The sequence below is a fragment of the Labilibaculum euxinicum genome, assembly GCF_963678175.1.
Taxonomy (GTDB): Bacteria; Bacteroidota; Bacteroidia; order Bacteroidales; family Marinifilaceae; genus Labilibaculum; species Labilibaculum euxinus.
Window position 1 is genome coordinate 1,123,820 of sequence record NZ_OY782756.1, and the last position, 24,177, is coordinate 1,147,996.

General features: G+C 35.4%; 14 protein-coding genes. 11 read left to right on the forward strand and 3 right to left on the reverse strand.

Annotation, left to right across the window (positions count from 1 at the left end; genetic code table 11):
• Position 1: 1 nt before the first annotated feature.
• A complete protein-coding gene (locus ACY0M5_RS04880) occupies positions 2–772 on the reverse strand; it encodes a threonine/serine exporter family protein (protein WP_156194921.1) in 771 nt (256 codons plus the stop codon).
• Positions 773–1,055: 283 nt separating this feature from the next.
• On the reverse strand, positions 1,056–2,330 hold the full coding sequence (locus ACY0M5_RS04885) for an exo-beta-N-acetylmuramidase NamZ family protein (protein WP_461630989.1): 1,275 nt from the start codon (positions 2,328–2,330) through the stop codon (positions 1,056–1,058).
• Positions 2,331–2,641: 311 nt separating this feature from the next.
• On the opposite strand from ACY0M5_RS04885, the gene ACY0M5_RS04890 reads away from it, so the two are divergent.
• Positions 2,642–4,132 carry a glycoside hydrolase family 10 protein gene (locus ACY0M5_RS04890; protein ID WP_461630990.1) on the forward strand — a complete coding sequence of 497 codons (1,491 nt, stop codon included), beginning with the start codon at positions 2,642–2,644 and terminating at the stop codon, positions 4,130–4,132.
• Positions 4,133–4,191: 59 nt separating this feature from the next.
• Positions 4,192–5,649, forward strand: a complete 1,458-nt coding sequence (locus tag ACY0M5_RS04895; RefSeq protein WP_461630991.1) for a sodium:solute symporter — start codon at positions 4,192–4,194, stop codon at positions 5,647–5,649.
• A 99-nt stretch (positions 5,650–5,748) separates the two neighbouring features.
• Here the strand turns inward: ACY0M5_RS04895 and ACY0M5_RS04900 are convergent, their stop codons facing one another.
• The gene (locus ACY0M5_RS04900) at positions 5,749–6,855 is read right to left on the reverse strand and encodes an anhydro-N-acetylmuramic acid kinase (protein ID WP_461630992.1); all 1,107 of its coding nucleotides are present in this window, start codon (positions 6,853–6,855) and stop codon (positions 5,749–5,751) included.
• A 320-nt stretch (positions 6,856–7,175) separates the two neighbouring features.
• On the opposite strand from ACY0M5_RS04900, the gene ACY0M5_RS04905 reads away from it, so the two are divergent.
• The 9 genes from ACY0M5_RS04905 (at position 7,176) to ACY0M5_RS04945 (ending at position 24,169) form a co-directional block, all read left to right on the forward strand.
• Entirely contained in the window at positions 7,176–10,127 is a 2,952-nt protein-coding gene (locus ACY0M5_RS04905) for a SusC/RagA family TonB-linked outer membrane protein (RefSeq protein ID WP_461630993.1), read from the forward strand.
• A 12-nt stretch (positions 10,128–10,139) separates the two neighbouring features.
• Positions 10,140–11,465 carry a RagB/SusD family nutrient uptake outer membrane protein gene (locus ACY0M5_RS04910; RefSeq protein ID WP_461630994.1) on the forward strand — a complete coding sequence of 442 codons (1,326 nt, stop codon included), beginning with the start codon at positions 10,140–10,142 and terminating at the stop codon, positions 11,463–11,465.
• A gap of 60 nt (positions 11,466–11,525) precedes the next feature.
• Complete coding sequence (locus tag ACY0M5_RS04915; RefSeq protein ID WP_461630995.1) at positions 11,526–14,138, forward strand: serine hydrolase domain-containing protein; 2,613 nt, start codon at positions 11,526–11,528, stop codon at positions 14,136–14,138.
• Entirely contained in the window at positions 14,135–15,310 is a 1,176-nt protein-coding gene (locus tag ACY0M5_RS04920) for an NlpC/P60 family protein (RefSeq protein WP_461630996.1), read from the forward strand. The genes ACY0M5_RS04915 and ACY0M5_RS04920 overlap by 4 nt, the downstream gene beginning before the upstream one ends.
• A 6-nt stretch (positions 15,311–15,316) precedes the next feature.
• Positions 15,317–16,456: a dipeptide epimerase gene (locus tag ACY0M5_RS04925; protein WP_461630997.1), complete on the forward strand. Its 1,140-nt coding sequence runs from the start codon at positions 15,317–15,319 to the stop codon at positions 16,454–16,456.
• Positions 16,457–16,496: 40 nt separating this feature from the next.
• Positions 16,497–19,607 carry a SusC/RagA family TonB-linked outer membrane protein gene (locus ACY0M5_RS04930; protein WP_461630998.1) on the forward strand — a complete coding sequence of 1,037 codons (3,111 nt, stop codon included), beginning with the start codon at positions 16,497–16,499 and terminating at the stop codon, positions 19,605–19,607.
• Between the two features lie 11 nt (positions 19,608–19,618).
• Complete coding sequence (locus tag ACY0M5_RS04935) at positions 19,619–21,319, forward strand: SusD/RagB family nutrient-binding outer membrane lipoprotein (RefSeq protein WP_461630999.1); 1,701 nt, start codon at positions 19,619–19,621, stop codon at positions 21,317–21,319.
• Positions 21,320–21,507: 188 nt separating this feature from the next.
• On the forward strand, positions 21,508–22,689 hold the full coding sequence (locus tag ACY0M5_RS04940; RefSeq protein WP_461631000.1) for a phosphodiester glycosidase family protein: 1,182 nt from the start codon (positions 21,508–21,510) through the stop codon (positions 22,687–22,689).
• A gap of 274 nt (positions 22,690–22,963) precedes the next feature.
• Positions 22,964–24,169: a metallophosphoesterase gene (locus ACY0M5_RS04945; protein ID WP_124994081.1), complete on the forward strand. Its 1,206-nt coding sequence runs from the start codon at positions 22,964–22,966 to the stop codon at positions 24,167–24,169.
• The last annotated feature ends 8 nt before the right edge of the window (positions 24,170–24,177 follow it).

Below are 24,177 nucleotides of genomic sequence, written 5' to 3' on the forward strand. Positions count from 1 at the left end.
TCTAAATGTTATAAATAAGAATCGCTCCCAGTAAACCCAAAGCAATCGAAAAAGCGATAATTAATCCATTAAGTCCTCTTACCACTCCGTTTATAATATTTCCATCCAAAAGATCCAGCAGGGAATTAATTAATGGAATTCCAGGAATTAGATATAAAACAGAGGTTGCAAAAGCATATTCCGGATTGCTGCTAATGTGCAGATTAACTGCAGCTCCCGAAATCATAGCTGATACAAAAGCGGCCAGGAAAATACATAAATAAGGATTGAATTCTCTTTTTGTGACTTCCTGTCTTACAAATAAGCCAACAAAAGTTGCCGCAAAAGCAATTAGCATTTCGATAGCTTCACCACCAAAAATGCGGCAGAATGAGGCGCCTGCCAAAGCTACCATCAGTAATGTTACGATCCGGGGATAATGAGGTACAGATTTTAATCGGTCTATTTCATGACGAACCATTTCCAAATCCCATTTTTCCTCTATAATGTGCCAGCTCATTCTGCTGAGTCCGCTAACAATTTTGAAATTGACACGATGAGCCGATGTCTGCATCAGCCGGCTAAAGAACTGATCAGACTCTTCGTTGTTGATGGTTAACATTAATGCGCGATGGGTAATTAATAATTCTGCATGGTATCCAAAGGCCGAAGCAATACGCATTACGGTAACCCGAATTCTAAATGTATTTGCTCCGGTCTCCATAAGTAAGGCTCCTACTTCGAGCAGAATTTTACACAGCTCGTTAATCTTTTCTTTTTCGGATAAAACCATATTTTTTTATTGTTTTGAAATGATATTAACCTGATTGTTGAATACTTCAAATGAGTTTTTTGTAAACCGATCTATTTGTTACTCTGTGGTCCTATGTTTAACAGCAAAAAAATGTTTCTTAATTTGTTGTTGTTGTACAAAGTTGTTTAACGGAAAGGTTTTGTTTTGAAGTAGATTTTATTTTCTCTAAAATAAAGAATATATCAGGCAAAAGTAATCATTTTTACAATTTCACATTCTGATGCAATGATAAATTATGATTCTAATTTTCATTTTATTGCGATCAATTATACAGCCAGTATTTTTTTGATTTTTCCAAAAATGATTCTCTGGGCGCAAACCAAAGTTCTTCGATGTCACTTACCAAAAAGTTTTCGGTAAATCTCTTTCTTATTTCTTTACTTCCACATACTTTGTCGAACATACTTAAGCGTGATACTTCGCACATTTTAAATGGATTTTTATTCGGATACAATTTGTGGCATTCCTGCATCACATAAAATTGAATGAGTGAGATTGGTGCTTGCTGAATGTCTGTAAAATGCAATTGAACTCCATGAAGCATAAGGTCTTTCCCGACTGAATAGTATGGTTTATAGTGTACTGGTCGAAAAAGAACACCCGAAATTTGCAGATTATTTAAACTTTCAGCTAAATCGTCAGCATTGATCCATTCGGCAGCAAATAATTCGAAAGGCTGAGTATAACCAACACCAATCGAAATGGTATATAATTCTCCAAGTATGCCCGAAGCTGCATAGTAAATTGCACTTGCTGAGTTAGGGATATGCGGAGATGTTGGTACCCAAGGCAAACCGGTTTCCTGAAAAGTCATGTTTCGTTTCCATCCTTCCATTTTCACAACATGTAATTTGCATTTTTTACCATCCTTCAGTAAGCCTTCTTCATTCAAATAACCAGCCAGTTCGCCACAAGTTAGTCCGTACACATAGGGTATTGGGAACTGACTCACAAAAGATATTTGTTTAGGTTCAACCAAGCAACCTTCTATTTTATTTCCTCCAAAAGGATTTGGTCGATCCAATACGATAAATTCTACATTGTTTTCGGCACAAGCCTCCATTAATAATCCCATACTGCTGATGTATGTGTAGGAACGGACGCCAATATCCTGAATGTCGTATACAATAGCATCTAAACCTTTTAGCATTTTGGCACTGGGTTTCTGTTGTCTGCCATACAGAGAATAGACTTGAATACCTGTTTTTTTGTCGGTGTAGGTTGCTACTTTCTCGCCGGCAGCATGATCTCCCCGTATTCCATGTTCAGGGCTGAATAGAACTTTAACATCTACATCATTGCAATCATGAAGCAGATCGATAGTCGATTCTAAATATTGATTTACTCCAGTAGGGTTGGTGATAATTCCAATCTTTTTTCCGGTAAGAAAAGAGTAATTGGTTTTTTGTAGTACATCTATGCCTGTTTCCACTTTTTGGGCAAGGATAGATGTTTGGAAAAATAATATTTGAATACAGATTAAAAGAAGGGAATATCTTAATCCTCTGTAAATACGCAATGTGTTGTTGTTAACCATGATGACTGTTTTTTATATTTTTGCAATTTAGGTATTTGTTTTCTTTAATTTCTCGTTGCAAAACTAATAAATTTTATATTTTTGTAACATGTATGACAACTTGATCGATTTAGCGAAATGAATAACTCTTTAAGTCATTATTTTTTGCTTCCTTTTCATAGGTTGCAAGTTGTCTGATGTAAACAAAGCAAATTTACCCTTTTTAATTGAGATGGGTGAATTTACTATTGCCAGTCAATTTATTGAGGAGAAGCTTTTGGATGCTGATTGTTTTGTTGGGAATAGGTAATGGAAATGATAAATAATTTGAAATGAGTAAAAAAGGATTTATAGGATTGTTGTTGCTGTTGATTGCCTTTGGTGCAATGGCGAAAAACAAATCGCCGAAAAGAGAGATGCGTGCAGTTTGGGTAGCAACAGTTGATAATATTGACTGGCCATCGAAAGCAGGCCTTTCTGTTGAGGAACAAAAGAAAGAAATGATCACTTTATTGGATCAGCACAAAAAGAATGGAATGAATACTATTGTATTTCAGATTCGACCAGCTACGGATGCATTTTACATATCTCCCTACGAGCCTTGGTCGCAATGGTTGAGTGGTGAGCAAGGAATTGCTCCCGACCCATTTTATGATCCACTTGAATTTGTAATAGACGAATGTCACAAAAGAGCAATGGAATTGCATGCATGGCTGAATCCTTACAGAGCTGTTTATAATGATGCAGTAACTAAAACTGATTCGATGCATATCACCAATGTTCATCCAGAATGGTTTTTGAAGTATGGAAAGCATAGATATTTTAACCCTGGTTTACAGGAAACACGAGATCATTTTGCTAAAGTTGTTGGAGATGTGGTTAGAAGGTATGATGTTGACGCGATTCATTTTGATGATTATTTCTACCCATATAAAATTGCAGGAAAATCATTTCCTGATTCGTTGAGCTTTGTGAAAAACGGAGGTGAATTTTATCCGGATCGAATTGAGGATTGGAGAAGAGATAACGTAAATTGTGTGATCAAGCAAATTAACGATACAATTAAATCAATAAAGCCATGGATGCCGTTCGGAATATCTCCTTTTGGGGTTTGGCGCAATAAGGATGTGGATAAATGCGGATCGAGAACTAAGGCTGGTCAAACCAATTATGATGATTTGTATGCGGATGTGCTTCTTTGGCTAAAAAATGATTGGATTGATTATGTGACGCCACAAATTTATTGGCACATTGGTAAAAAAGTAGCCGATCATAGAATAATTGCTAAATGGTGGCGAAAAAATTCTTTTGGCAAGCCCTGTTATATTGGTCATGGTGCGTACCGGTTGAATTCTAAATCGAAAGTAAAAGCTTGGCGCAATTCAGATCAAATAATTAGACAGATTCGAATGGTTCGCAGATTGAAGGGGCTTGACGGAAGTATGTTTTTTAGCTCTAAATCATTCATGAACGATTTGGAAGGAATAAACGAAAAACTAACTGAAGATGTATATTCTAAGCCTGCAATTGTTCCGGAAAATGGAACGATTAAAGCTATTGTTCCAAACATTCCGGTGGGTGTTAAGTTGAATAAAAGCAGCAGTTTCTTAGAGTGGGATGGTACAGAGCTAGCAAAATCATATGTGATTTATAGATTTAAAAAAGCTTCTAAAGTGAATTTAAAATATGCCGATAAAATTATTGGTCTAACTGCGAACTCTTATTTTAAATTAAATGATGATGATAAGGGATACAAATACGTGGTAACATCACTAAGTAGAACAAATACGGAAAGTGAACCCTCAGTGGAGGTATGGAGGTAATCCGATAATTATCAGTTTTTGTACTTATTGAGTCGAGGAAAAATTAAAAAGTAGAGCTAGTGAATATTTGGATTGTTTTTGGAATTGTTTTTGGATATTTTGGTTTGTTATTATTTGTTTCATGGTTAACCTCCAGAAATAGCAATAATGAATCTTTTTTTACAGGAAATAGAAAATCACGATGGTATTTGGTTGCGTTTGGAATGATCGGTGCGTCATTATCCGGTGTAACCTTTATCTCTGTGCCTGGCGAGGTTGGGAATACAGGATGGAGTTACTTTCAATTTGTATTGGGAAATCTTGTAGGATATTGGGTGGTTGCACAAGTACTAATTCCACTATATTATCGTCTCGAATTGGTTTCGATTTATACTTACCTGAATCAACGATTTGGCCTTAGAACTTATAAAACAGGATCAATTTTCTTTTTGATTTCGCAAACAATAGGAGCATCTTTTCGCTTGTTTTTAGTTGCAGGAGTTCTTCAATTGGCCTTTTTTAATACTTTTGGCATTCCATTTTGGATTACGGTATTTATAACCATATTACTTATTTGGGCTTATACCTTTAGAGGTGGAATTAAAACTATTGTTTGGACAGATACGCTTCAAACCTTATTCATGCTAACTTCGGTTGTTGTTACTATTGTTGTTATTATGAATAAATTAGATTTGGATCAGCAAAGTGTTTTAAATGCAATAGGTGAAAGTAAACTATCAAAAATATTTACTTGGGACTGGCAGTCTCCTCAAAACTTTTTCAAACAATTTTTTGCGGGAATTGCAGTGGTAATTGTTATGAATGGATTGGATCAGAATATGATGCAAAAGAATTTGACATGTAAAAATACCAAAGAAGCTCAGAAAAACATTTATTGGTTTAGTTTGTCTTTTGTACTGGCAAACGTGATGTTTCTTTGTTTAGGGGTACTTTTGTATATTTTTGCGCAACAGAATGGAATTAATATACCTGAGAGAACTGATGATTTATATGCTTTTCTTGCTTTAAACCATTTTGGGTTACTAGTAGGTATGATGTTTTTGTTAGGGATTACAGCGGCGGCTTATTCTAGTGCCGATTCAGCCCTGACTGCTTTAACAACTTCCTTTTGTGTCGATTTCTTGAATGGGAATGTTACGCAAAAAAAGAGATTGGGAATTCATTTAATGTTTTCAGCTATTATGTTTGTTGTGATAGTGGTGTTTAGTCTGATAAATGACCAGAGTGTTGTTACTGCTGTGTTTAAAGTGGCTGGATATACTTATGGACCATTATTGGGCTTGTTTGCTTTTGGTATGAGTAACTCCAGAAAAGTAAAAGATTTTTGGGTTCCATATATTTGTTTTGTATCTCCAATATTAACCTATTTAATTTGTGCTTATTCAGAGCAACTGTTGTGGGGATATCGGTTTGGATTTGAGTTGCTGATTTTGAATGGGTTGATTACTTTCTTGGGTTTGATTCTTATTTCTGAACGAAAAAGGATGGTGATGTCTAATACCAAATTAACATCATGACAAGTATAATAGAAGAAACATTTGGTTAATTAAGTGAGAAAATAAAAAGGAGTTTAGTTTATAATAATCAAACTCCTTTTTGATTTGTGTCGTGGCGTTTTACTTGCTTTCATAGATTGCACCGAGCAATGTGTTTTGTGATGCTCCAGTAACAGAAGGTAAATTTCCAGCTTGCTTGTTTATTCTTTGCATGGCTAACCATGCGAATGCTATTGACTCAACAAGTTGTACTGATACTCCAAGTTCATCAGTTGTTGATATTTTTACCTTTGGCAAGTGGTATTGGAGCCTTTCCAGTAGATAATCGTTATATGCTCCGCCACCACAGGTATAAATTGCGTCAAGTTTATGATTTAATTTTATTAAAGAATTGGAAACTGTAACCGCAGTTAATTCAAGTAAAGTTGATTGGACATCAACATTCTGATAAGTTGGCAATAGTTTGAGGTGATTGTTTAACCAGTTTAAGTTAAATAGTTCCCTTCCCGTACTTTTTGGAGCAGGTTTTTGAAAGTATTCTTCTTTTAGCATGCTATCTAATAAGTCAGGGATAATTTTGCCGGATTTCGCCCAATCTCCTCCCTTGTCAAATTTTTCATTTTTGATTTTGTAAATCCAGGAATCCATTAAACAATTTGCGGGACCGCTGTCGAATCCAACTACATTTGTTTCTTGATCTGTAGTAATTGTTAGGTTTGCAATTCCTCCCAAATTTAGAATTCCTCTTTTTTCCTCGTTTGAATTCAGAAAGGCTTGATGGAAAGCCGGTGCGAGAGGTGCACCATTACCTCCTAAAGCCATATCCATTCGTCTAAAATCGGTTACCGTAGTAATTTTTGTTTTGGCAGCAATTAAATTGCCATCGCCCAGTTGCATTGTGAACGGATACTTGGATAACGGTGAATGAAAAACGGTCTGCCCGTGACAGCCAATGGCTTTTATTTGGGAATGATGAACACCCGCTTTATTAATTAAATTATTTACCGTTTCGGCGTAGCATAGTGCTAGTTGATGATCAATTTCTCCAAGCGTAAGTAGATCGGTCTGGAATGTTCTTACTAATTGATCTAATTTTTCTTTTAGATTAATAGGGAAATCTTCTGAATGTTTTTGGAGTACATTCACTTTCCCTTCACTGAAATCTACCAGAACAGCATCAATACCATCCATGCTTGTTCCTGACATTATGCCAATATGTAAATTCATCTGATTGAAATTTAAATAAGTGATGTTTATGTGCATTTTTGTACAAAATAGGAATACTTTTTAATAATATGTATTACATCAAGACAGATTTTGTAAAATTTGAAAGAAAAAGCCTGTTCTTGGTGTCAATTCTTTTTTTATGTCATTTATTCGGGAATTAATAGTTGTGTGTGTAATATCTTTGTTAATAGCTGTTAAGGCTATTTTTTAGCCTCCTGTAGAATATTTTAATGAAACACGGAAAAAAGTTAGGTAGGATGTAATACAACTTTTAAAAAAATTAATATATTTGAACCTAAATAACTAACCATTTAACTTTTATGATGAAAAAAACCCTACTATTAATGGTCCTGGTCGGATTTGCAATGAATCTTTTGGCTCAGGAGAAGAAAATTACGGGAGTTGTGACTGGAAGCTCCGATGGCAATACGTTACCTGGGGTAAATATTGTTGTTAAAGGAACCAGTGTTGGAACTGTAACTGATTTAGACGGTAATTATTCTATTACTGTTGATGCGCAGGATGAAATTCTGATTTTTTCTTTTATTGGAATGAAGACAAGAGAGGAAAAAATTGCATCAAGAAATGTTGTTAATGTTGAACTTTCACAAGATGCATTAGGTTTGGACGAAGTTGTTGTGACCGGAGCTGGCGCTTTAACCAAAAAGAAACAGCTTGGGAATGCAATTTCAACAATTCCTGCATTGGATATTCAGGAGTCGGGCGCTGTGAGTGTTGGTGGTGCGCTGTCAGGAAAATTGGCAGGAGCACAAGTAATGCAGAATTCTGGTGGTCCGGCTGGTGGAATTTCTGTTCGTTTGAGGGGAGCTAGTACTGTATTAGGTAGTTCTGATCCTCTTTATATTATTGACGGAGTGGTTGTAAATAATGAATCGAGAGAATTGATTAATCTAGGGGGTTATACTCAAAATCGATTGGTTGATATAGAACCTCAGGATATTGAACGGGTAGAAGTTATTAAAGGAGCTGCAGCTGCTGCGATTTATGGATCCCGAGCCAGTAACGGTGTTGTTCAGATTTGGACAAAAAGAGGTAGTTCAAAAGAAACGACAGTTAACTTTATTTCTTCAATAAGTGTTAGTGAGGTTCGAAAAAAGCTTCCTTATAATAATGTCGAAATGGTGTGGGATGGAGATGTGGCAGTTGATCACAATCCTGATGGAAGTAAGGTGCAACGTAACGATTATCAGGATTTAATATTTAGAACAGCTGTTGGAACTAAGAATTATCTTTCTCTTTCCAGAGCCGTTGGTGATACCAAGTATTTTTTCTCAGCTTCTCATTTTAATAATGAAGGTGTTGTTGATAATACAAGTTTTCAACGAACAACAGCTCGTTTAAGGATTGACGATCAGATATATCCTTGGTTAAATGTTAGTGTGGGAACAAATGTATCCTATAACGAAAGTAGTGATCAGTTTAATAATGAAGATTTTAATTATGGTCTTTTAACCAGTTTTCTTTTTGCCGACAATACTACAGATATGCATCCTACTGCTGGAGTTTATCCGGGTTTTGGGTGGATTACAAACATTCAGGAGGCAATTGATCAGGTAAAAGCCAAGCAGGTAAATAAAAGAGTAATATCTGATTTTAAATTGAGATTAACTCCTTTTAAAGGTTTTTCATTGGATTATTCTTTTGGATATGATTATAGTAATTCCATAGCTACACTGTATGTTCCTGTCGGTTTTAATACTACACCGCAAGGTGTTGCTCAGAGGGGAAGTATGGATGAAATTAAAATGAATAACGATATCAATGCTCGGTATATGTTTGCAATTAACGATGATATTGTTTCAACAACTTCAGCTGGATATAGTCTTCAATACGATCGATATGAAAGATTATCATTATCGGCAGAGGGGTTAATTCCAACAGTAGAATCAACTAATGCAGGTACTGTTACGGGGCGTACTGATTACGCCGCGGAAAAATCAATTAGAGGGTACTATTTTCAGCAGACTTTTGGCATTTACGATAAATTATTTCTTACTGGTGCAATAAGAGTTGATGAATCGTCGGTTTTTGGAAATGATGAACGTCGTCAAACCTATCCTAAATTAAGCGCTTCGTATGTGGTCTCTGATAATGACTTTTGGAAAAACAGTAAGATTGGGAATGTTTTAAATACTTTTAAAGTAAGGTCTTCATGGGGGCGGGCAGGAAATATGACGGCTATCGATGCTTATGATCGTTATACAAATTATAATACTGTTGCAATTAATGGTGCAACAGGATTAGTAAAACCAAGTGTTTTAGGGAATGAAAACATTAAGCCGGAACGTCAAACGGAATATGAAGTTGGAACAGATTTGGAATTCTTTAAAGGGAAATTTGGCTTGGAGTTGACTTATTATCATCAGGACATAGATGATCTGTTGTTAAATAGAACTTTAGCTTCTTCAACCGGAGCTGATTTTCGAGTTGAAAATGTTGGAACAATGTCTAATAGAGGGTTCGAACTTTTATTTAGAGCCAATTTAATACAAAAAAAATCATTTAGCTGGGATTTGACTGCAACCTACAGTACTAACGAGAATGAAGTGAATGGTATTGAAGGCGATCTTATTACCTATGCATGGGGAGAATCAGCGGCTAAAAATGGAAATCCGTTAGGTGTGTTTTATGGTTATTATTATGCTCGTAATGCGGATGGAAGTTTGCTATTAGATGCAAATGGATTGCCTCAAAGAGAAAAGGGGGGATACGAAAATAATGAGGCTGTTTCTGAAAGAGGAAGTGATGGACAACCTACGGGAGAAAACTTAAAGAAAGTAATTGGAGATCCTAATCCTGATTTTATAGCTTCTTTGACAAATGAGATGAGGTATAAGAATTGGTCTTTTAGGGCGCAGTTTGATGCTGTTCAAGGCTTTGATGTTATTTCCTGGGACAAAAGGATTCTGAATCGTTTTCCCGGAGGAGATGGTGAAGCTAAAGAATTGTTGGGAAAACGTCCTAAAGGATGGGGGAAAGCTGAGTATAACATTTATGAGTCGTTTGTTGAAGATGGTTCTTTTATTAAATTACGCGAAGTGTCATTAGGGTATAACTATAAGCCGAAAGTTGATTGGTGCGAATCCATTAAATTTTCCATTACAGGTAGAAACTTGTTTTCAATTGATAGTTATTATGGAATGGATCCTGAAGTTAATCGGGAGGGACAGTCTAATGTGGTTCGGGGTAATGATATGGCTAGTGTACCAATTCCAAGAACAATTACTTTCGGTGTAAATGTTAAATTTTAAAATTTGAGAAACATGAAGATTATACTTAAAAATATACTGTTGGGATTTGTTCTGTTGCTGTTTTCATGCCAGAAAGAATATACGAATCCAAACGAGCCAAGCGAAGAAAGTGTTTATAGCAGTGTTGATGGGTTTTTATCCGTATGTATTGGCTTAAAAGCGAATTATTCAACTTCTGCTTTGAGATATGCTATATATGTCCCTGGTATTACAGCTCGTGAAATTGGTACGACAAGTACTTATCAAACACCCATGGATTTGTCTTATGGTGGTACATCTTTAACCAATATTAATACTGGTGTTGGTGGTTTGTTTTCTGGACTTTTACAAAATAAAGGGCAGGCCGAGGATTTGATTGAAAATATTGATCAGGTAACAATGCAGGATGGTACCAGAAACGGTGTATTAGCTTTTGCTTATTATTTCAAGGCTTTGGATTTGTGCAATCTATATCAGAATTTCGAGCAATCCCCTTTGATGAATTCGGCAGATGGTGATGCTGTTTTTTCTAATGATTCTGAAGTTTTGGATGAGGCGATTAGTTTGTTATTGCTTGCTAAGGAAAATATCAGTGGTGGAATGTCAGATGAGTTTTTGGCAGTTATAGGGGATATGGAAATGGAAGAGTGTTGTGATGCTTTATTATCCCGACTTTATTTGTATAGTGGGGAATATGATTCGTGTATATCCGTCTCCTCAGGTATTAATTTAACATCTCAGTCAACTTTTACTTTTGACAATGAAAACTACAATCCTGTTTTCGCTTTTGCAGTTGATGGCTCTCCATATTTATTTCCTAAAGATAATTTTGGTTTGGTGGGAGCTTATCTACCAGATTCAGATGACGGACGTTATGATTTTTACCTTTCAGAACCAAATAAAACTGAACTTGAAGAATTGGGCGGTGATGTGTTAAAATCTATAGGTGGTTTCTTTAGCACTTTCGATACACCAATTCCTGTTTATTTACCGGGTGAAATTCTTTTGAACATGTCCGAAGCATATGCCAGAGATAATGATCTTGCTAATGCAGTAATTTATTTGAATATGGTGATGACAAAAACAGATGATGTTTTTGGTGTTAATGCAGGATTACCTGACCAAACAAGTTTTTTGACTTCTCTTTCAAAGGATGATTTGTTAGAGGAAATATACAAAAACCGTTGTGTGGAATTATTCTTCACAGGTCAACGATTAGTTGATAGTAGAAGATTTCATCCGAACCTTGTATTTACAAAATCATCAGACTTGGAAAGCGAAAGAAATAGAAATTATTATCCTTATCCTCAGGAAGAAAGAGATAATAATCCGAATTGTCCTGCGGATCCTGAAATTTAAATACTCATCAATATATTCGTTGTTCCGGACATGTTTCGGAGCAACGAATATTTTACTTAATTGAAAATAAAAAGAATGGTTTCGTATCGGTTTTTGCAAATTCTGGTTATTATATTGCTTGTAAGTTTCAATGCCTCTTTTGGGATTAATGTTCATGACAGCGAATGTAATCCTGTTAAAGATCATATTTCACATACTTCTAAAGCCAGACAGGTAGAACAACAAATTTGGTTAAAGGTGGATGTTGATCGTGATTCTGAATTATTCCCCCTGTTATTAAAAGTAGTTAAGAAAAGAAAAATTGGAGGAATTGTTTTCTCCGGGCATAACATGAATGCGCTTGTAAATATATTGGAAGAGCTTAAATCAAAAAGTAAATCAGATATATTATTTGCGGTCGATGGAGAATATGGGATTGGAAAGCATTTTAAGCTTTCAAAAGCTTTCCCTTCAAACGAAACACTTGCCTCAATTACTGATTCTTTGTTGCAGAAAAAGGTTGTATCTGTATTATCTGATCAACTTAAAACATTGGGAATTCAAATTAATATTGCTGATTTTAAAGATGAGGATACGGGAAAAAAAATAAAGGCATTGTTCTTAGAAAATCAAATTTTTGTTTCCTCGCCTGTAGAAAAATTAATACCCGACAAAACAGCAAAACAAGATTCTTTGTATCCTCAATTATTTTTTCTGACAAATGATCTGGAAAAAGAAATTGATTATTTCCTGAAAGAAGTAAAAACACAATACAAAAGTAAAAAAGAATCAAAATTGGCAATCAGAAGTTATGCAGAGAAAATACAAAAAGTAAGAGAGCAAACAAAATGCAAGTATTTAAGAAAAGAGGATGTGACTTCAGTTTGTGCATTAGTCAATGCTTCGAATTCAAAAGTTTTAAGCCGGGAAGCTTATCGTTTTGGATCTGTTCTTTTGAAAAACGAGAATGACTTTCTTCCAATACCAGACTTGGGAAAACAAAAGATTGCCTATGTTTCTTTTTCTGATAAAAGGGAGAATCAGTATTTCGGTAATATTTTATCGAAGTATACCAAATTGGATTGTTATCAATACATACAGAGTGAGAATGATAGTGTTTCAAATAAGCTGTTTAAAGATTTGAAACAATACAATCTAATTATCTTAGGCATTTTTGATGATAAAACGAATTGTAATCCTGCGTTAGATAAACTAATGTTTTATGTGACAGAAGAACAAAATGTAGTCAATAGTTTTTTTGGAACCAGTGATGTTTCTCAAGCAACACGATCTAATGCTGTTCTTTATAGTTATGATTCTGATTCGCTGACACAATCTTACGCTGCGCAAATTATTTTTGGAGGAATTTCATCAGGAGCTAAGCTTTCTTATTCTTTAAAAGAATATCCGAGAGGAAGTGGTCTTACCACAAAAGGAGGAACTCGTTTTGAATATACGATTCCTGAGATGGCCGGAGTAGATGGTGATTATCTTTCGTTTGAAATTGATTCTCTTGCTAATATGGCAATAGATGTGCAAGCTTTTCCGGGGTGTCAGGTGCTTGTTGCTAAAGACCGAAAGATAATTTACCATCAATCATTTGGTTATCACACTTATTATAAAGACCAAAAGGTAACGAACAACGATATATATGATTTAGCTTCAGTAACAAAAATAACAGGAACACTGCCTGCTTTGATGCAATTTGTTGATCAGAAAAAAATAGATTTAGATCATAAATTTTCGGAGTATTGGGAAGATTTTAAAGGAACAAATAAAGAGGATTTATATTTTAGGGAAATATTAGCACATCAGTCAGGCTTACAATCATGGATTCCGTTTTGGAAAAATACGGTTGACAGTTTGGGGAATTATTTACCCAATATATACAGCACTGTAGCAACAGATACATTTTCAGTTCCGATTTTCAAACATTTATTTTTGAATAAGAATTATCATAAAGTAATGTTTCATGATATTAATGAATCACTTGTTTCCAGTGAGAAAAAATATGTTTATTCAGGGCTTCCGTTCTATATTTTTCCTAAACTGATTGAACAAATAACTAAACAGGAATATCCTGAGTACATACAACAGTCATTTTATCGTCCATTGGGAGCATACAATATTATTTTTAATGCAGGTCAGGTTTTTCCAGTCGAACGAATTATACCAACAGAATACGACAGCAGTTTTCGATGCAGCCTTTTGCATGGGTCTGTTGATGATGAGGGAGCTGCTATGATGGGGGGAATTTCCGGCAATGCTGGTTTGTTTTCTGATGCCAATGATTTAGCAAAATTATTGCAAATGTACCTTCAGATGGGGGAATACGGAGGAAAACGATATATCTCTGAGAAAACAATGCGTGAATTTACCCGGTACCAGTTTCCTGAAAATGAAAATCGAAGAGGGTTAGGTTTTGATAAACCCGAATTAGGGAATGATACTTTAAATATTGAGAATTGTTATCCGGCTTATTCTGCAAGTACTGCAAGTTTTGGGCACTCTGGTTACACGGGAACATTTGTTTGGTGTGATCCGGAAAGTCAATTGGTTTATATCTTTTTATCAAATCGGGTATATCCGTCCAGAAAAAACTCTAAAATATACGAAACTAATGTTCGGATACGTATCCATGAGGCTATTTATGAGTCTATTGATAGATTTAAGAATAAAAACATTGTTCAATGAAGAATTTATATTGGGTAATCATGATTTTTATTTGTTTTGCATGCAGTAACAACTCAAACCTGTTGCAGGAAGCAAATGAAATATCATTAAAAATTGAGGAACGAATGGTTCCTGATAGCAGAGAAGGTGTCTATAAAATAGATTTCTCTATTCTAAATGGAAATTCGTTGGTAATAAAAGGTGAAACATCTCTGCCGGAGGTACAATTAGCCTTATTTTCAGCTCTGGAAGACTTGGAAGTTCATTTGGTAGATAGCTTGGTTGTACTTCCTGAGAAAAAATTAGGGGATAAAACTTGGGGAGTAATCAACTTAAGTGTTGTGAACTTAAGAGCTTACCCAAAGCATTCGGCAGAGCTCGTTTCGCAATCAATAATGGGCACGCCGGTCAGGCTTTTAAAAGAAGAGAATGGCTGGTATCAACTACAGACCCCGGACAAATATATTGCCTGGGTTGACGGAGCTGCAATTGCTCAAAAAACAGAGTCTGAAATGAAGGCTTGGAGGAATTCAACAAGAATAATTTTTATTCCGGATTTTGAAGTCGTAAAAGATCCTGGACAAAATGAAGTAGTTACCGATTTAGTTGCAGGAGCAATTCTGGAAGTTGAGAAAGAAAATCAGAACAGTTATGATCTGAGCTTACCCGATGGAAGAAAAATTCAAGTAGAAAAATCGAATTGCGAACAATTTTCTGATTGGAAAACAAGGGAGTTGAATGATGCATCCATTTTAACCAAGACAGCTAAACAATTTCTTGGCCGCCCTTATTTATGGGGCGGAACTTCTGTGAAAGGTGTCGATTGTAGTGGATTTGTCAAATCAGTTTATTTTATAAACGGGATTATTTTGGCCCGTGATGCTTCATTGCAGTTTCTTCATGGAGATACCATTTCTCCCGGGCAGGGCTTTTTAAAATTGACAGAGGGAGATTTGATTTTTTTTGGAAGAGCTAAGACTGATGAGAAACCAATGAAAGTTACTCATGTGGGAATGTATATGAATCATGGAGAATACATTCATTCTTCAGGTCGGGTTAGGATTAATAGTTTCGATCCAAAAGCAGAAAATTATAATGATTATAGATCGGTAACCTGGCTGGGTGGCCGTAGGATTTTAAGTCGAATAGGAGAATCAGGAATAACTAGAGTTTCTGAGCATCCATGGTATTAGAAAGATATGACTATAGACAGAAGAAAATTTTTAGGAAATACTGGTTTGTTGGCTGGAGCTGCATTTTTGCTTCCGGCAATGAATTCTTGCGGAGAAGCAGGAAAAGGTAAATCAAAACATTCAGGAACCGGATTGAAACTTAGTTTCGAACCTTATGAGTTGCAGTTGAAACATGTATTTACCATCGCATCTTTTTCTAGAACAACCACCCCGGTTATGCTTACGAAAATTGAGTGGGATGGAATTGTTGGTTATGGCGAAGCTTCCATGCCTCCTTATTTGGGAGAATCCCACGAAACAGCCGCCAAATTTTTAAGCAGTTTAAATTTGAGACAGTTCTCTGATCCGTTTCGGCTGAATGAAATATTAAGCTATGTAGATGCCGTTGCTGAAGGAAATTGTGCGGCAAAGGCGTCAATTGATATCGCTTTGCACGATCTGATCGGAAAATTACTGGAAAAGCCTTGGTTTAAAATCTGGGGATACAACCAGGAAGATACTCCCATAACAACTTTTACCATTGGCATGGATAAGCCGGATGTGGTAATTGAAAAAGTGAAGGAAGCTTCTCCTTATAAAATGTTGAAAGTGAAAATTGGGCGAGGTACCGATGAGGAGATGATTAATACAATACGCAAAATTACTGATGTGCCTTTGTGTGTTGATGTGAATCAGGGTTGGAAAGATAAGCATGAGGCTTTAGATAAAATTCATTGGTTAAAAGAACAAGGAGTTGTTTTTGTTGAACAACCTATGGATAAACACAATTTGGATGATATGGCGTGGTTGACACAGCATAGTCCCTTGCCTACAATTGCCGATGAAGCTATTCAGCGATTGGATGATGTGGCAAAATTGCATGGAGTTTATTCCGGGATCAATATCAAATTGATGAAGTGTACTGGAATGCGTGAAGCTCACAAAATGATGAATGTAGCCCGTTCATTGGATATGAACGTGATGATAGGATGCATGACGGAAACGTCTTGTGGTGTTAGTGCGGCAGCCCAGCTGTCGCCTATGGTCGACTGGGCCGATTTGGATGGAAATTTATTAATATCAAACGATCCTTTTAAAGGAATTGAGGTTCAGGACGGAAAAGTTATTTTGCCCGACCTACCTGGAATTGGAGTTATAAAAATATAAATGATTTAGAATTATTTTTTACTAACCAAAAATTAATACAATGAGAAAAATTGCATGTATTACCCTAATCATGCTTCTTGGTTGGCAAGTATCCTGGGCACAGGATTTGCTGGTTAAAGGCAAGGTTACAGACAGTGATAAGGTATCTTTACCCGGGGTATCCATTGTCAAAAAAGGAACATCGACTGGAACCATTTCAGATATAGATGGAAAATACGAATTGAAAGCAGAGATTGGTACTACCTTGATATTTAGTTTTGTTGGGATGGAACCTCAAGAGATTGAGTTTACAGGACAAAAGATTGTTGACGTAGAACTGGCAGCTCAGTCGATTGGAGTTGACGAAGTTATTGTTACAGCTTTGGGTATTAAAAAGAATAAAAAATCTTTGGGGTATGCAGTTCAGAATATTAAATCTGAAGAATTACTTGATGGGAACCAAAGTAATATGGTTAACTCTTTGCAGGGAAAAATTGCAGGGGTAAGCATTAGTAGTGCTGGTGGATCCCCAGGAGCTTCGTCTATTATTATGATTAGAGGTGGTTCTTCGTTGAGTGGAAATAACCAACCTCTGTTTATTGTTGATGGATTACCTATCGATAACTCGACTAATTCGAGTTCTGAAGTTGCTAGCGCTAACCGTGCTTCCGATATTAATCCAGAGGATATAGAATCTATATCTGTATTGAAAGGTGCTACAGCTGCTGCTCTTTATGGTATTCAAGCAGCTGAAGGTGCAATTATTATTACAACTAAGAAAGGTAAAACGGGTGAGGGTAAAATTTCATTCTCTTCTACTTTATCTGTTGATGAGGTTATAGGTACTCCTGATATACAGAATACCTATGGACAGGGAAGTTACGAGTATAATAGTGATGGAGATATTCTTGGTTACGACGCATCACCGGGAATACACTTACAGTCGTGGGGTGATGTAATTCCTGAAGGGACTCCTACTTATGATAACATTAGTGAATTATTCGATAAGGCAGTTACACAAAAATATAATGCTAATTACTCAGGAGGTAATGAACAAACAAATATATTTGCTTCAGCATCTTATTTAGATCAAAATGGTGTTATTGAAAATACAGGTTACGAAAAATTGAATCTTACTTTCAATGCACAGTCGAAATTTAGAAAAAATTTGACTATTGGTGTTAATGGTAAGTATATTAACACTCAAACTAAAAGTAATAAGCAAGGTACCTCTTCTGGAGGTTCTTATATAAGTATGCTTAAATATCCTGTTACCTACAATGCACGCGATTACGCAAACGAAGATGGTACGCAAAAGATATTTATGGATTCAAAAGAAGATCAAGATTTTGATAATCCTTACTGGAGTCTTGATAACTCTCCTAATACTGATGAGGTTGATAGATTAATTGGACAAGTTAATTTGAATTACAAACCTGTCGATTTTCTTACTATTTCTTATCGTATCGGAACAGACTATTATTCTCAATTTAATAAGAAGATTACTGATTTCGGCTCTCTTATAAAAAGTAGATCAAATGGTTACCTTAGACAATACGAGAAGAATAGTCGCTTAGTGACCTCCACGCTTCTTTTAATGTTTAACAAAACCTTCGACGAAGATTATTCTCTTGACGTAACTTTGGGACAAACGGTTGACGAAAAGAAGACAAGAACAACTTATACTGGAGGTAATAAGTTTCAAGCTCCTGATATATATAGTGTGTCAAATATTGCTGCTGATGACCAAACGCTTTCGGAGTCTAAATATAGAAGGAGAAGTATGGGGGTTTTTGGTGAAGCTAAATTTGGTTGGAAAAACATCGCATTTTTAAATGTAACCGGAAGAAACGACTGGTCTTCTACTTTGCCAATTGGAGATCATTCATTCTTCTATCCATCTGTAGGTACTTCTGTTGTCGTTTCCGATCTTCTTAAAGAATTTGGTACTGATATTACATCAAAAGATTTCCTTTCATATCTTAAATTGAGAGCTACCTGGGCGCAAGTTGGTAAAGATGCCAGTGCTCATATGTCGGAATCTTATTTAACACTACGTTCATGGCATTATGTCCCTGTTTCTGAAGGTTACACATGGAATTCAGATCAGGCTGGTAATCCAAATTTGAAACCTGAATTTACCACTTCATTCGAAATTGGTATGGATGCTCGTTTATTTAAGAATAGAGTTAAGTTAGATTTTAGTTACTATCATAGTTTATCTGAAGATCAGCTCTTAAATGTTAGACTACCACCGGCTGCAGGGGCTTATATAGCTCAGCTTAATGGTGGATCAGTTAAAAACGAAGGATACGAAGCTTTAGTCAATGTTTCTTTATTTCCTAGATCGAGTGAATTTCAATGGGACATGTCATTCAATTTTGCAAAAATGGAAAGTACTGTTTATGATCTTCCTGGTGAATTAGTTGAGGTAAATAACGATCAATCGTGGACATGGAATAACACTGCTTTAGGTGCTGCTGTTTTGGATGGTTACCTTTTCGGATTGAAGGGGAAAAGACCAAAGAGAAACGATAATGGTGATATTATAATTAATAGCGATGGAAACTATTCTCTTAGCGAAGACATCTTCCCGGATGTTAATCGTATGCCAGATTGGACCATGGGGATTATCAATTCAATGTCGTACAAAAATTTTAGATTGTCATTCCTTTTCGATATGAGTATAGGTGGCGATGTTTATAATGCTACTGAAGCAGCTTTAACCTATTATGGTTTGAGCAAAACCTCAGAGGACAGATCTATGACCGAAACAATTATTATGGATGGTGTTGTGGCAAATGGTGTAGAAGCAGACGGAAATACGATTTATGAAAAAAATACTACTCCTATCTTGAAGGATCAGAATTATTATCAAAAACAATATTCTCAAAATGCTGAGAACTTTATTGAAGATGCTACATTCGTTAAGCTTAGATATATAACGCTCTCTTATAATCTTCCTAAGACCCTTCTTGATAAGATTGGTTTTGAAAGAATGGAGGTTTTTGCTACTGGTCGAAATCTATTGATGATTTCTGATTACTCAGGTGTTGATCCTGAAATAGCTTCTTTTGGTGCCTCTGTAAGTGGTTCTGGAGCTATAGGGCTCGATAATCTAAGTACTCCTAATACCAAAGGTTTTGATTTAGGTGTTAAAATTAATTTCTAAAATTGCGATAAATGAAAAAATTAAATATAATTAGCGGATTTCTAGTTTTACTTTTGTTAGGAGGTTTGTTTTCCTGTTCCGATGATTTTTTCGATGTTAATGAATCAGAAACAAAACCGTCGAATATGTCATTACCGCCTCAACAGCGATTGTTGGCTACAATAGATAATACTACCGGTTTTGGACAAGGTAGATTGTCTAGAGAGGTGACTGTGCTCTCTTATCATATTACTGAAAGAACAACATATTATTCAAGATGGAACTGGGGGACGCTGTCTTATGCTGCTGAGCAGTATCTATATGCTAATGCTCTTCCAAATACTGCTGATTTAATTGTCTTAGGTGAAAAATACAATTCACCTCATTTTTCCGCAGTGGGAAAGATATTGAGAGCGTATCTTTTTTCTATGGTTAGCGATCAGCTTGGTGATATAATACTAGACGATTCTTATGATGCTAAAAATCAGCTTGTTCTTACGCCTAAGTTAAATTCGCAAAAGGATGCTTATTCGAAAATTCATAAGCTTATCGATGATGCTCTCTTAGATTTTGATAAGCCAAATGAGATTGACCTTAATGTAATTGGTACAGATGTGATGTTTCAGGGAGATATTGCGAAGTGGAAGAAATTTGCTTGGGCTCTTAAAGCTCGTCTTTTGAACCATATGACTGCTAAAACTTCCGGTGATTTTAAATATGATCCAACGGCTGTTATTGCTGCTTGTCAGAAAGCAATGACTTCAAATGAAGACAATGCCAAAAGAGAATTTACTGGTGAAGAGACTCTAAATAATATTTACCCATGGTCCGATACTGAAGGTGGTGATGTTGAAGGTGCTTTTGATTCTCGTGCAGATAATTGGTCGAAGTTTTTTGTTGATAATCTTAAAGATCCTTTATTGTTAAATAATGAGTCTGTTCCAGATCCACGCCTACCTCTTATAGTGCAACCTGCTTTAGATGCAGAGCTTTATGGTTTAACGGGTTTAGATATGTATCAAGGTGTTCCTATGGGAACATATCGTGAAAATGGTTTTAATGGTGTAAAGGAGACTGTCAATTTTGTTGCTGGTGATATCAATCCGTTTACAGGACTTGCTTTTACGGAGGATACTCAAATAGTTATGGATTCAACAGAGTATTTCTCTAGAGGTCATCAGTATGGTAAACCTAATGGTCTGTTTTATACTAGTCCAAATTCCGATTGGTATATGATTACTTATGCAGAATGTAAATTTATTGAAGCTGAGGCTAATTTTAGAAATGGTGATAAGGCGGCTGCTTTTACGGCATACAAAGAAGGTATTCAGGCTGATATGACAAATATGGGTGTTGATGCTGCTGATATTGCTAATTATTTGACTCATGTTGATAATATTGGTTCGGCAAATATTACTCTTGAGCATATAATGACTCAAAAACATATTGCAATGGTAATGAATCCTGAAACTTGGGTTGATTTGCGTAGAGTTGAGTACGATAATACTTTTACAAGACTTAAGAGACCTGAAAATCTTGATGCTAGCATATTTCCAGCTTCAGGTGATGAAGTTGATGGTAAAGAGAAGTGGATTCGTGCTCTTAAATATGACGTTAGAAATGTTGAGAGAAATGCAGCAAATTTACCTGATAATGATGATGCATCGCGTTTACCAACTAGAGTTTGGTGGAACACTCCTGATGCTGATGATGTAGTTGATTTAACGAACTAATTTTTATTACTACTTACTTTTATTAGTAGAGTATTGCGGAGAATGGGGTGACGCCTTACGTATAAAGTTGAATTTATATTAGCTGCAAGTTAGTTTAGTTAGCATTATAAAGTGTAGGGTATCTACTTTGCACTTTATAATGTATTTGCTTTATGTAAATTGAGGTGTGAGTTTTAATAAGCATAAACGTGAGAAAGAATAGAGATATTGCCTTAAGTATTTATAAGAAATTACACAATCCGAGATTGTTTCTTCTGGTTTTGTCTACTTTTTTCGTTGTGAATACATTCGCTTCTGATCCTGATGCAACTATGGTAGAGAAAGTCGTTAATGGAGTAGAATATAGCAAAATTACTTTGAAGAATGGACCTGTTGTTATTCATCAGTTGCGTATTGATATGTCCTGTGAAAATTTAGAGTTTTCGGGTAGCGTAGCAAATAATTATTTGGGATTTGGTTTAGAAAAGACTTCCCAAATGGTAGCCAGAGAAAATAGGAAGGAAAATAAAGTGATTGCAGCTGTAAATGCAGATTTTTTTGGAGGTAAGAGGCCCGTTTTTCAGAATTGTATGATTTTAGATGGCGAATTTGTAAAAGGAGTTAAAATGTCTCGTACACTTTTTATGGCGGACGAACAGGGTTTTATTCATTTGGATAACTATCAATTTAATGGAATTTGCATGGTGAATAATGATACTCTTGTTTTGGATGGTCTTAATATTCCCGTTGAAAAACACAAATGTTCTTTTTATAATAAATTTTACCGAAAAATGCCGGTTCAGAATGACTCTGTAGTATATTGGAGGTTAATGCCATTAAAAAAACCTATTATTGGCTCTTTTTGTAGTTATCAGGTTGGAAAATGTTTTGTTAATCCAGATTCTCTCAATTTTGTGTTAGGTTGGAATTATTTAGGTTTGGGATGTTCAGGTAAAAGAATAATAAGAGAAAATGACACTATTGATATTAGGTTAAGTATTTCACCTGAGGGTGTTGCTCCGCATTTTATGATAGGAGGCTTACCAAGGTTAATTCAGAATGGGAAAAGAATTGTCAAATTTAAAAATAGAGAAGGACTAAGTAGAAAAGGTTTTTGGAATGATAGACATCCACGAACTGCGGTTGGTATTGATCACAAAAATAATTACCTGTATATGATTGTTGTAGATGGTCGCCAGCCAGATTATAGTATAGGGATGAAATTAAAAGAATTAGGGAAATATCTTAAAAAATTAGGGTGCGATGAAGCATTGAATTTTGATGGTGGAGGTTCATCTGCTATGATTGTGAATGAATTGCTGATGAATCACCCTTCCGATAAAAATGGAGAGCGAAATGTTTCGAATATATTTTTAATTAGAGAACGTTAAAATTTTCGAATGAAACAAAATCCTGGATACTAATTCAGGTACTATGTAGTAGTAGTGTAACAGGGATTCTTCGGGATCCCTGTTTTTTTGTATGTAAAAGCTTCGTTAATTTTTTACTATCTTCATAAGATGCCATCACAGTTCGTATTCGAACACTTGGTGTGTTAATTGCGGACAGTTAACTCTTTTTCATTTTTTAGAATTTTGCTTTAGTTTTTGATTTAAAGAGATATAGTAATTTTGGTATTTGATTTGAATAAGAAAAACAGATGATATGTATCGAAGGGTTAAGTTTTATAAATATGTGATTGTATTATTTCTGGCCATAATTAATTTATGGTCATTCAATGTGGAAGCACAAGAAAAGAAGAATGAATTAGGCTCAGGTGCATTTTCATCTTACGATAAGGTTTTTAATGGAAATATTCAGGATCTTAATTTGGCAGACTACTCTGATGGTCCGCATTTTTTCTGGCTCGACGATAAAACTGTGAAGTCGTGGTATATCAATCATAAAAAAGAAGGAAATATCATTGATATCCGGGAGAAGAAAATAAAGATAAAAGGCGATTCAGTAGTAGTTAAAGGACAGAAAGGTGATAAGAATAAGTATTGGCTTCGAAAGGGAAAGTATCCGGTTCAAAGTGCTGAATACTCGGGGGTGACAAAGTTGTTGGCAATTGGAGATGTGCATGGAGAATATGATGCACTGGTGGAATTATTGCTGAATATTGGAGTAATTAATAAGGATTTGGATTGGAATTGGGGAGATGGACATCTGGTTTTTGTTGGAGATATTTTTGACCGGGGAGATAAAGTAACTGAAAGTCTGTATTTAATTAAGAAATTACAAAGACAGGCAAATGAAAATAAAGGGAAACTGCATTTATTGCTTGGGAATCATGAAATAATGGTTTTAATGAACGATTCTCGTTACGTTGCTCCAAAGTATAAGAATATGTGCCAAAGGTTAATGTTTAATTACCCGCGTTTTTTTAAGGCAGATACAGAATTGGGGAAGTGGCTGCGATCATTAAATTCTGTAGTTAAAATTAATGATTTACTATTTGTTCATGGTGGCTTGTCTCCTGATTTAGTTGATAGAGGACTTAGCTTGGAGCAAATAAACAATGATATTCGGAAAAGTATAAGTGCAGATAATAAGATGACACATGAGAAGTTGATGAGATCCATATATTTCCCTGAAAACCCTTTGTGGTATAGAGGTTATCTGATGAAATCAAGAAGTTATTCAATCATTACTAATGAGGAGTTAACTAAGGTGCTTACTTATTATAATGTAAATAGAATTTTTATCGGGCATACAGAGGTTGAATCTATTCATTTTTTGCATGAAGGTAGAGTCGTAGCAATAAATGTTCCAATGGGATATTCTGAAATTGAACCTCAGGTAGTGTTAATTGAAGATGGAAAATATTATCGTTGTTTTTCAGATGGAAGAAGAGAGTTAATTGAATAATGTTTTTA